Genomic DNA, 8,588 nt, shown 5'->3' with positions numbered 1-8,588 from the left:
CCACTGTTGCCCAGGTAGCCCCAGCCGATGCCCATGGTGAAATCAAACGGTCCCCAGGCTTTGGTCGCCACCAGATATTCGCTATCGAACAGCCCGGTGCCGCCCAAATCGCGCGAGCCCACCGCGACTTCTGGCAACCAATAACTCTCCTGCCACAGACGCAGCTTCACATCGAACGCTTTATCTTTATAACTCTGGTTGCCACTGAACCCTTCGACCGCACTGTAGCGACGGGTACGCACATCGGTGTAACGCACGGTGGTTTCCAGCCACGGAAACAGCTGGAGCGAAGCAGAATAGTAACGATATTGATCGTTATCGCGGAAGTTGAGGCTGAATTCGCCCTCTTTCGCCATACGTGCCGTCGGCGTTTGCATCAAACCGACGCCGCCGAAATCCGATTGTGATGGCCCAATAGGCTCAGGCCAGGTTTCCGCATGCACCTGGCAAGCTGCGGAGACAGAAACAGCCAACAGGCTGAGAAGTATTTGTTTTTTCATCAGTCTGGAATCCGCTGTGTCAGAAGAGAAAGCATGCGCGCATTCAAATCAGCCTGGCCCCACGGCAGGCTCCATGAGGTAAAGCTCAGCCAGATGATGCTGCCAGGCTGGACTTCAATGTGGCGTTGATTCCAGTAGGCAATCGGCACCTGCTGGATCTGACCTGACGGAGCAATCACCGAGGCGACACTGCGTTCACCACCCGACAGGCGATCGTGCCCCTCAAGGTAGTCGCGCACGGTGCGGCCCGGCTGCCAGCTCTCTTTGCCCGGATTTTCAAGTGCGCCGAGCACCAGCACCTGCGTTGGCTGTGGCACTGTGTAAAGGTCATAGCTGCCCTGTAGCGTACGGTTAGCCTCAGGACGCAGACGCACCCAGTCAGGATCCAGCGAAGTGAACTGACGCCCGGCAACCTGTAGCGCACTAAGCTGGTGGATCACCGCGCCGATGGTGCCCGCTAAGGCTTCGCTGCTGTTGGCTTGCCAACGGCGTAAGTCTTCCAGCAGTTGCTTCTGTTCTTGCTGCGCCACTGCGGTTGCGCCGCGCTCTGCGATCACCGTACCAGGCCACCAACTTTGCAGTGCCGGGTTCGTTAACAGCTGCGCCAGATTCTGCGCATGATCAATCTGTAGGTTGTTCTGGCCATGCACCGTAACCTGGCTATCAGCCAGCGCACTGCCTGCCGTAAGGAGTGCCACAGCGGCCAGCAAGGAATGAGTTATTTTCATGATTTCGCCGGCTTCAGAATGGTGGTTTCAACAGGGAAGGCGTCTGCCGCCAGCATTTGATGTGACTGCAATACTGCGCCATCACGGTTATCGATCCAGAAAGTGTTCTGCCATTCCGCGCCCAGGCTCTCCATGCTAACGGTCTCGATCCATACGCGGCACGGCACGCGTTCACCGGCCACATTCAGTACCGTATCGTCACCACGCTGGAAGCGAGAGACTGCCGTGGCAGCGCGCACGTTTTCTTTCTCACGCCATTGCACCACGCGTGTCCAGCTGGCGTTATTTTGCAGATGCAGCGGGTCGGCCAGCGGGTCCTGCGCCAGATTACTCACCGCATCGAGGTTATCCACCAGTCCTAAGGTCTTCACCAGCCGGCCATGCTGCATCACCAGCATCGCTTTATCTTGGGTGATCCATTTCTGCTGGCCCTGTTCGTCATAGCCAAGCACCACGAAAATTCGCGGTCCTTCATTAATTCGGGCATACAAGCTGGCGTAGGGGAGGCTGGCGACCTGCTCGTCGGTCACGGTGACGTCATCCGGGCCGTTAACGGCCAGCATGACGGTTTGTTCCAGGCCTTTTTGCGTTTGTGTACAGGCCTGCAGCAGCAGGCAAAGCAGCAGCAGAGGAAGTCGGCGCACTGTGTATATCCCTGTTAAAAATAAAACCAGGCAAAAAATAACCACACAGCTGTGTGGTTATGTTTAAAGGTGCTAGATCAACGAGTGGTGCTCGTTGTCGTGGTCGTTGTTGTACCGGTATTTGCCCCGTCACCGCCGCCAGCAGCAGCGATGCCGAGCCCTACCAACGCACCCAGTGCGCCGATACCCACAGCGGTGGTTGCACCGGTCGAGATTGCTCCCGCCTGTGCACCCGCTGCGGCACCGGCTTCCTCTGGTGCAGCGATCGCAGCAGAAGAAACGGCAACGTAAAGTAAGGCTGCACCGGCAACCATCAGTTTTTTCATAACAACATTTCCTGCATCTAAAAATGAATGAAGGATGTACCCCAATTTCGGGTGCGTTCAGTATAGGGCAACAAATTACCAGAGTTCAGCGACAGAAAAAGAGGGCGGAAAGTACGGGCATTTCTGGTGATAAATAAGGCGAATTGGCGATAGCTGCTTTTTTTAAATGAGGTTTTTTCAGCTGACGGAATAATCGTGGGGTTGCCAGGATCGTGGCAGGATTTTTCACTTTTTCATTAAAAAATGGCACGGAATAAGAATAATCAGATTTTCCTGAGAGGGGGTAAATATAAATTACCTATCAATCAGTAAGATAGTTATTTATCTTGCTAAATTAGATCCATTTTAAATCGAGTATCGTTTAGGAGCGTTTGGCAAACTTCCGATTTTCCTTAGGTCATTTTAAGAATTATCTAACTCTATCGCGTGCGGAAATTAACAGAAATAGGCGTGTGATGGCATATTTGACAGAAATAAGGCGGCTATAGCGCCGCCTTATTCAGATTGGCAGGGAAATTAACGCCAGGATTTATAGCGATTAATTAAGCCATTGGTGGAGCTGTCATGACTGCTAATGGTCGCGTCATTTTCCAGTTCTGGCAGAATGCGATTTGCCAGCTGTTTGCCCAACTCAACGCCCCACTGGTCAAACGTGAAGATATTGAGGATCGCGCCTTGGGTGAAGATTTTGTGCTCATACAGCGCAATCAGTGAACCCAGGCTGAACGGCGTGATTTCACGCAACAGGATGGAGTTCGTTGGGCGGTTGCCCTCGAAGACTTTGAACGGCACGATGTGTGCCACTGATTCGGCAGATTTACCGGCATCGGTAAACTCTTTCTCCACCACATCGCGGGATTTACCGAACGCCAGTGCCTCGGTCTGCGCGAAGAAGTTCGACAGCAGCTTAGGATGGTGATCGGTTAACACGTTGTGGCTCTGTGCCGGTGCGATAAAGTCGCAAGGGATCAATTTGGTGCCCTGATGAATCAGCTGGTAGAACGCATGCTGACCATTGGTACCCGGCTCACCCCAGATGATCGGGCCAGTCTGATAATCCACCGCGTTGCCTTCACGATCGACATACTTACCGTTGGACTCCATATTGCCCTGCTGGAAGTACGCCGCGAAGCGGTGCATGTACTGGTCGTAAGGCAGGATGGCTTCGGTTTCCGCACCAAAGAAGTTGTTGTACCAGATACCAATCAGCGCCAGCAGCACCGGCAGGTTCTGTTCGGCTGGGGTGTTGGCGAAGTGGTTATCCATCGCATGCGCACCGCTCAGCAACTGCTCGAAGTTTTCAAAGCCGATTGACAGGATGATCGACAAACCAATCGCTGACCACAGTGAATAGCGTCCACCCACCCAGTCCCAGAACTCGAACATGTTGTTGGTATCAATGCCGAATTCACCGACGGCTTTACCGTTGGTGGACAGCGCGGCAAAGTGTTTTGCCACGTGCTGCTGGTCGCCAGCCGTTGTCAGGAACCAGTCACGCGCGCTGTGGGCGTTGGTCATGGTTTCTTGGGTGGTGAAGGTCTTTGAGGCCACCAGGAACAGTGTGGTTTCCGGGGTGAGATCTTTCAGGGTTTCCGCGATGTGGGTGCCATCAACGTTGGAAACAAAGTGCATGTTGAGGTGGTTTTTGTACGGACGCAGCGCTTCCGTCACCATAAATGGACCGAGATCGGAACCACCGATACCGATGTTCACCACGTCGGTGATGGCTTTGCCGGTATAGCCTTTCCACTCACCGCTGATGATGCGCTCTGAGAAGCCTTTCATCTTCGCCAGCACGGCATTCACTTCTGGCATCACATCTTTGCCATCAACCAGGATTGGCGTGTTACTGCGGTTACGCAGGGCAACGTGCAGAACAGCACGATCTTCAGTGCGGTTGATTTTCTCACCAGAGAACATGGATTTGATCGCGCCCGCCAGATCGGTCTCTTTGGCCAGCGCTTGTAAAGTATCGAGGGTTTCCTGGGTGATGCGGTTTTTTGAGAAATCCACCAGCATCTGATCATCGAAGGTGGCAGAGAATTTCGCAAAACGATCGGCATCCTGTGCAAACAGATCGGCGATCTGCACCGATTTCATCTGATCAAAATGCTGCTGCAGCGCTTTCCAGGCTGCGGTTTGTTTCGGATTGATATTTTTCATGGCAACACTCTTGTTGAAATAAGAACCGTCATTCCATCCGGGCGCGTCCTGCTGGCCCGGCATGCTAATCTTGTGGCTTATACGCAACCGCGAACGGGTTTCAGTATGACCACAGTTGCAATCGAAGGGAAAAAATTTGTGACTGTGGCCGCACGGTTTCAGTTAAATCCGGCGCAGATTGTCGCTTTTGCGACATAAACATTCCCTGTGCCGCATCAGGTTCTGACCGCATTTTTTCGCACCGGTTACTACTTTAGGCGGGCAGCGCGATCGGTGTTTGTTCAGCGATGCGCTGGCGAAAATCTAAAAAAAAATCATCCCGTTGCTACAAGGCTGGACAGCGGAAGAATTAATCAGTATTTTGTGCGCGCGACTTGCACCTCCGGGTGCAAGCCAGAAGAGGCGCGTCGCCCAGGCAGTGTGTTCAAGGAACCGTATCCGTTTGAGAACACATCAGGGGGTGTGACGCCGAGATGGCACAACACGCGGTGTGTTGAGCTGTCGGCTGCAGGGGCTGAATCCTCTGGGTTGTCACCAGAAGCGTCCGCAGTCGGACGTTTCGCAAGGTGAAGTGCTTTTGGTGACTCATCTCCTGATCTTGTCTGTCCAATTCTGCTCTTCTCTTGTGCCAAGGCTGAAATCACCTCTTCCGTTGCTGATAACGGGAGAAAGCTAATCTGACACGAGGTTCGTTACATGTCTCAAACTCTGATCGTGGCGAAATTTGGCGGCACCAGCGTTGCCGATTTTGATGCTATGAACCGCAGTGCCGATGTGGTGCTGTCTGATGCCAATACCCGTTTAGTGGTGCTCTCTGCATCTGCTGGCGTGACCAACCTGCTGGTTGCTTTGGCCGAAGGCCGGGAACTGGAGCAGCGTGCTCACCTGCTGGATGAAATTCGTAACATCCAATACGCCATCATTGATCGTCTGCAGTCGCCTGATGTGATCCGTCAGGAGATTGATCGCATGCTGGAAAACATCCTCATGCTGGCGGAAGCCACCGCTCTGGCGACCTCACACGCGCTGACCGACGAACTGGTGAGCCACGGTGAGCTGATGTCGACGCTGCTGTTTGTCGAAGTGCTGCGTGAGCGTCAGGTGAATGCCGAGTGGTTTGACGTGCGTAAAGTGATGCGCACCAGCGATCGTTTCGGTCGTGCCGAACCTGAAATCGCCACCCTAAAAGAGTTGACCACCGCACAACTGGCTCCACGCGTTGCCGAAGCGCTGGTGATCACCCAAGGCTTTATTGGCAGCGAAAGCAAAGGCCGCACCACCACGCTGGGACGTGGCGGCAGCGACTATACAGCGGCACTGCTGGGTGAAGCGTTGCAAGCGGCGCGTGTGGATATCTGGACCGATGTGGCCGGTATCTACACCACCGACCCACGCGTGGTGCCTACCGCGAAGCGTATTGAAGAGATCACCTTTGAAGAAGCGGCTGAAATGGCCATCTTCGGCGCGAAGGTACTGCACCCAGCGACGTTGCTGCCAGCGGTGCGCAGTGATATCCCGGTATTTGTTGGCTCAAGTAAAGATCCAGCGGCGGGTGGGACACGCGTGTGCAACGAAACCAAAAACCCACCGCTGTTCCGTGCACTGGCATTGCGCCGTAAGCAAACGCTGATGACGCTGCACAGCCTGAACATGCTGCACGCACACGGCTTCCTGGCTGAAGTGTTTGCGATTCTGGCGCGCCACAATATCTCGGTTGATCTGGTTACCACTTCCGAAGTGAGCGTGGCACTGACGCTGGACACCACTGGATCTTCCACCACCGGTGAGAGTCTGCTGACGCAAGCGCTGTTGACCGAACTCTCTTCACTGTGCCGTGTAGAGGTGGAAGAGAATCTGGCGCTGGTGGCGATCATCGGTAACAACCTGTCGAAAGCCTGCGGTGTAGGTAAAGAGGTGTTTGGCGCACTTGAGCCCTTCAACCTGCGCATGATTTGCTACGGCGCAAGCAGCTATAACCTGTGCTTCCTGGTGCCAACGCCAGATGCGGAAGAAGTGGTGCGCGCACTGCATAAGAATCTTTTTGGTTCTTAAGGCAAATTTTTAGCGCAATAAATCAAGCCGGACATGGTCCGGCTTTTTTATTTATTAATATCGTTAAACAATTATTTAAGCCAAACGGCAGTCTGTTTTCCGCACCAACTATTGCTTAATAACCTTTTAATTATCAGCGTTATCCCTCTGTTTATGCACTGGAATTGTCTGCATATCGCACTACGATTCTATTCAGCGGTTGCGCCTTAATCGCTCTGAATGATAGTCCCATCGAGAAAACATTAAATTTTTGAGGGAGTGGCTATGCAAAGATTAGTGGCTGAAGGGGTAGGCACATTTGTTCTGGTTTTAGGTGGCTGTGGTAGTGCGGTACTGGCGGCTACCTTTCCGCAAACAGGAATTGGTTTTGCCGGTGTAGCGTTGGCATTTGGTTTGACGGTGTTGGTGATGGCGTTTGCCGTCGGCCATATCTCGGGAGGTCACTTTAATCCCGCCGTGACCATTGGTTTAACTTTTGGCGGCCGTTTCCCGGCAGCGCAGGTTATCCCCTACATCATTGCTCAGCTGATTGGTGCCGTGGCCGCCGCTGGCGTGCTCTATGTAATTGCCAGTGGAAAGCCCGGTTTCGACGCTGCAGCCAGCGGTTTTGCCTCCAACGGCTATGGCGAACACTCACCGGGTGGCTTTAGCCTCCATGCCGGGATGATTTGTGAGACGGTGATGACGGCCATTTTCCTGGTGGTCATCATGGGGGCAACCGATAAGCGCGCGCCAGCAGGTTTCGCGCCGATAGCGATTGGTCTGGCGCTGACCTTGATTCATCTGGTGAGTATTCCGGTGACCAATACCTCGGTGAATCCGGCGCGTAGTACCGGTGTCGCAATTTTCCAGGGAGGTTGGGCACTACAACAGCTGTGGATGTTCTGGCTGATGCCCATCATCGGTGCCGCAATCGGTGGTGTGATCTACCGTGTTTTACTGGAAAAAGCAGAGTAATTTCTCCACAAATCGCGGATCGACCGCAGACGATCCGCATTTTATCCTGCCAGCGACTTCCCGCCTTACGTCACGATAATGAAATGTTATGATCCTGCGTCCGTCGCTGTGGTCGTTCCCCGCACGGCATTCATCTGTGGCATATGAAATAAATTAAAAAATATCTAAGGAAGTCTCCTCATGCTCGGCATGTTAACTCGTCTGTTCCCGCTCTGGGCCGTGCTGCTCTCGGTCGCTGCGTACTACTCTCCTGGCACCTTCACCGGTATTGGTCCATGGGTCACTTATCTGCTGATGCTGATCATGTTCGGCATGGGCGTCACCCTCAATATTGACGATTTCAAACGTGTGCTGGTACGTCCGGCACCGGTTATCGCCGGGACATTTTTGCACTATCTGGTGATGCCGCTGGCGGCCTGGGGTCTGGCAAAACTGTTCCAGATGCCACCGGATCTGGCTGCCGGTATGATTCTGGTCGGTAGCGTCGCCAGTGGCACCGCATCCAACGTGATGATCTATCTGGCGAAAGGGGATGTAGCACTGTCGGTGACCATCTCGTCCGTTTCAGCGCTGGTGGGCGTGTTCGCCACGCCGCTGCTAACGCGTTTCTACGTTGATACGCACATTCAGGTGGATGTGGTGGGCATGTTGCTCAGTATCGTGAAAATCGTGGTCATCCCAATTGGTCTGGGCCTGATTATCCACCACTCCATGAACAGCGTGGTGCGCCGCGTTGAGCCGTATCTGCCGGCGTTCTCAATGATCTGTATTTTGCTGATCATCAGCGCTGTGGTGGCAGGCTCTCAAGGCTTTATCGGTTCCGTGGGTCTGGTGGTGATTGCCGCGGTGATTCTGCATAACGCCATTGGTCTGCTGGGCGGCTATTGGGGCGGCAAGCTGTTCGGCTTTGATGAATCCACTTGCCGTACGCTGGCGCTGGAAGTCGGCATGCAGAACTCCGGTCTGGCGGCCACGCTGGGCAAACTCTACTTCTCACCGCTGGCGGCCTTGCCAGGCGCACTGTTCTCGGTGTGGCACAACCTGTCAGGTTCGCTGCTGGCCGGTTACTGGTCGGGTAAACCGATTGAGAAGAAGAAAAAGTAAACGGTAGCGTAATGCTTGTCGGTTAAGTACTTTTCGGTCGCCATCAATGGCGACTCTACAATGAAAGTGTACGGTTTTCGTAGGGTGCGCATTGATGCGCACCGGGTTAACCAT

Annotated in this window: 8 protein-coding genes and 1 riboswitch; of the genes, 3 read left to right on the top strand and 5 right to left on the bottom strand. The window is 53.8% G+C overall.

Features of this window, described 5'->3' with window-relative positions:
• The 5 genes from PSSD_RS11155 to pgi all read right to left on the bottom strand — a co-directional run.
• Window positions 1-500 (bottom strand): YjbH domain-containing protein (locus PSSD_RS11155; RefSeq protein WP_167347667.1); only part of this gene is annotated, 500 nt, incomplete at its 3' end.
• Window positions 500-1,228, bottom strand: a complete 729-nt coding sequence (locus tag PSSD_RS11150) for a capsule biosynthesis GfcC family protein (RefSeq protein WP_058972281.1) — start codon at window positions 1,226-1,228, stop codon at window positions 500-502. The genes PSSD_RS11155 and PSSD_RS11150, both read right to left, overlap by 1 nt.
• Window positions 1,225-1,872: a YjbF family lipoprotein gene (locus PSSD_RS11145; RefSeq protein ID WP_058972280.1), complete on the bottom strand. Its 648-nt coding sequence runs from the start codon at window positions 1,870-1,872 to the stop codon at window positions 1,225-1,227. Before PSSD_RS11145 ends, PSSD_RS11150 begins: the two co-directional genes overlap by 4 nt.
• 77 nt (window positions 1,873-1,949) lie before the next feature.
• The gene (gene yjbE, locus PSSD_RS11140; protein ID WP_034827112.1) at window positions 1,950-2,198 is read right to left on the bottom strand and encodes an exopolysaccharide production protein YjbE; all 249 of its coding nucleotides are present in this window, start codon (window positions 2,196-2,198) and stop codon (window positions 1,950-1,952) included.
• Between the two features lie 516 nt (window positions 2,199-2,714).
• Window positions 2,715-4,361, bottom strand: a complete 1,647-nt coding sequence (pgi, locus tag PSSD_RS11135; protein ID WP_058972283.1) for a glucose-6-phosphate isomerase — start codon at window positions 4,359-4,361, stop codon at window positions 2,715-2,717.
• A 389-nt stretch (window positions 4,362-4,750) separates the two neighbouring features.
• A riboswitch (Lysine riboswitch) is annotated at window positions 4,751-4,946 on the top strand.
• Window positions 4,947-5,057: 111 nt separating this feature from the next.
• Here pgi and lysC point away from each other — a divergent pair.
• The 3 genes from lysC (at window position 5,058) to panS (ending at window position 8,474) form a co-directional block, all read left to right on the top strand.
• Complete coding sequence (gene lysC, locus PSSD_RS11130) at window positions 5,058-6,413, top strand: lysine-sensitive aspartokinase 3 (RefSeq protein ID WP_039333987.1); 1,356 nt, start codon at window positions 5,058-5,060, stop codon at window positions 6,411-6,413.
• A 264-nt stretch (window positions 6,414-6,677) separates the two neighbouring features.
• Window positions 6,678-7,370, top strand: a complete 693-nt coding sequence (gene aqpZ / locus PSSD_RS11125) for an aquaporin Z (RefSeq protein ID WP_058972279.1) — start codon at window positions 6,678-6,680, stop codon at window positions 7,368-7,370.
• 180 nt (window positions 7,371-7,550) lie between these two features.
• Window positions 7,551-8,474: a ketopantoate/pantoate/pantothenate transporter PanS gene (panS, locus tag PSSD_RS11120; protein ID WP_039333984.1), complete on the top strand. Its 924-nt coding sequence runs from the start codon at window positions 7,551-7,553 to the stop codon at window positions 8,472-8,474.
• Window positions 8,475-8,588: the final 114 nt, after the last annotated feature.

Source organism: Type-D symbiont of Plautia stali, assembly GCF_001485335.1.
GTDB classification, from domain to species: domain Bacteria; phylum Pseudomonadota; class Gammaproteobacteria; order Enterobacterales; family Enterobacteriaceae; genus Pantoea; species Pantoea vagans_C.
This window is presented reverse-complemented; position numbering and strand designations above follow the sequence as displayed.

What these genes read in the sequence shown, in the direction of transcription:
- pgi (WP_058972283.1), bottom strand. Translation starts at nt 4,361, where the DNA reads ATGAAAAATATCAATCCGAAACAAACCGCAGCCTGGAAAGCGCTGCAG.
- aqpZ (WP_058972279.1), top strand. Translation starts at nt 6,678, where the DNA reads ATGCAAAGATTAGTGGCTGAAGGGGTAGGCACATTTGTTCTGGTTTTA.
- panS (WP_039333984.1), top strand. Translation starts at nt 7,551, where the DNA reads ATGCTCGGCATGTTAACTCGTCTGTTCCCGCTCTGGGCCGTGCTGCTC.
- lysC (WP_039333987.1), top strand. Translation starts at nt 5,058, where the DNA reads ATGTCTCAAACTCTGATCGTGGCGAAATTTGGCGGCACCAGCGTTGCC.
- PSSD_RS11150 (WP_058972281.1), bottom strand. Translation starts at nt 1,228, where the DNA reads ATGAAAATAACTCATTCCTTGCTGGCCGCTGTGGCACTCCTTACGGCA.
- yjbE (WP_034827112.1), bottom strand. Translation starts at nt 2,198, where the DNA reads ATGAAAAAACTGATGGTTGCCGGTGCAGCCTTACTTTACGTTGCCGTT.